Annotated in this window: 2 protein-coding genes; one reads left to right on the forward strand and one right to left on the reverse strand. The window is 28.9% G+C overall.

Annotated elements, in window-relative coordinates; genetic code table 11:
• Positions 1 to 229 precede the first annotated feature (229 nt).
• Complete coding sequence (gene mtgA / locus Q0352_RS10280; RefSeq protein ID WP_299527211.1) at positions 230 to 922, forward strand: monofunctional biosynthetic peptidoglycan transglycosylase; 693 nt, start codon at positions 230 to 232, stop codon at positions 920 to 922.
• Positions 923 to 992: 70 nt separating this feature from the next.
• On the opposite strand, the gene Q0352_RS10285 is transcribed toward mtgA, so the two are convergent.
• Positions 993 to 1,601: a superoxide dismutase gene (locus Q0352_RS10285; protein ID WP_299527212.1), complete on the reverse strand. Its 609-nt coding sequence runs from the start codon at positions 1,599 to 1,601 to the stop codon at positions 993 to 995.
• Positions 1,602 to 1,713: the final 112 nt, after the last annotated feature.

Raw genomic sequence — 1,713 nt, forward strand, 5'->3', positions numbered from 1 at the left:
CGGCAGTTAATAAAGCAAATAATTCACCTAAATGTGATGTAAACATAATTAACTAGCATAAATTTTGAGGTGCTAAAGTACTTAAAAGTAAGTGCTAATCTAAAAAACATATCAATTATTTTTTTTCTGAAAAACCAACTTTTATATTTTTTTACAAAAGACAATTAATAAAACAATATTTTTGTTTTATTAATTAGTAAAATATAAAACTCTAATTTTAGAAAGTAATATGAGAAGATTTTTTCAAAAACTTAAAAAATGGATTTTAAAGAGCATTGTAGCCTTTTTTATGCTGTCAATATTTTTAGTGATAATCTTCAAATGGATTCCAGTTCCTTTTACACCACTTATGTTAATTAGAAATGTTGAACAATGGTCAAAAGGAGAAAAGGCAGCTTTTACTCATAAATGGGTACCTATGAGTAAAATTTCTGATAATTTGGCAAAAGCAGTAATTGTTAGTGAAGATCAAAAGTTTATCCAACATTTTGGATTTGACATAGAAGCCATAGAAAAAGCCTATGAGAAAAATAAAAAGGGAAAAAAAATTAAAGGAGGGAGCACTATAACACAGCAAACTGCTAAAAATGTATTTTTATGGCCACAACGAAGTTATGTTCGAAAAGGTTTTGAAGTATATTTTTCATTTTTAATTGAAGTTTTTTGGAGTAAAGAACGCATTTTAGAAGTGTATTTAAATAGTATTGAAATGGGAAATGGTGTTTATGGTGCTGAAGCGGCCTCACAACATTGGTTTAGAAAACCAGCAGCCAAATTATCTAATTATGAAGCTGCCTCAATTGCCGCAATTTTGCCAAATCCTAGAAAATATAAAGCTAAAGGTTCCTCGGCTTATATTGAAAATAGAAAGAATTGGATTTTACTTCAAATGAATTATTATGGCCCTTTAAAGTTTGACTAATATGTGAAAAATAAAAAAACTCACCAATTTGGTGAGTTTTTTAAGTTAATTTTAGGTAGTAGTAAATCGTTTATTTGTTTTCTGCGTATAATTTTTCAACATAATTCCAGTTAATTACATTAAAAAATGCATTAATATAATCTGGTCTTCTGTTTTGGTAGTTTAAGTAATAAGCGTGTTCCCAAACGTCTAATGCTAAAATTGGAAAACCTCCACAACTAACACCTGGCATTAATGGATTGTCTTGATTTGGTGTAGAGCAAATTTCTACTTTTCCACCTTTATGAACACATAACCAAGCCCAACCAGAACCAAAACGGGTTGCTGCAGCTTTTGCAAAAGCATCTTTAAAAGCATCAACTGAACCAAATTCAGCTACAATAGCATCTTTTAATTCTCCAGATAAATAACCTTTTCCTTCAGGATTCATCACATTCCAAAATAAAGTATGATTGTAAAATCCACCTCCATTATTTCTAACAGCGGTATTATTCATATCTAAATTTGTTATAATATCGTCAATAGATTTTTTATCTAAATCTGATCCTGCAATAGCGTTATTTAAATTGTTGGTATATCCAGCATGGTGTTTTCCATGGTGAATTTCCATAGTTCTTGCGTCAATATGTGGCTCTAACGCATCATAAGCGTACGGTAATTTTGGTAGTTCGAAAGACATAATAATATTTTTTAAAATTAAATGTATTCAAAGATAATAAACGTTCCTTATTCAAAAAGATTTTGAAATTGAATGTTTTTATAGTGATATTAGAATATCCTATATTATAAAA

It is taken from the genome of uncultured Lutibacter sp., from assembly GCF_937891065.1.
Classification (GTDB): Bacteria; Bacteroidota; Bacteroidia; order Flavobacteriales; family Flavobacteriaceae; genus Lutibacter.

Bases quoted from the DNA above. Each gene is read 5' to 3' on its own strand.
- Q0352_RS10285 (WP_299527212.1), bottom strand. From the start codon at position 1,601: ATGTCTTTCGAACTACCAAAATTACCGTACGCTTATGATGCGTTAGAG.
- mtgA (WP_299527211.1), top strand. From the start codon at position 230: ATGAGAAGATTTTTTCAAAAACTTAAAAAATGGATTTTAAAGAGCATT.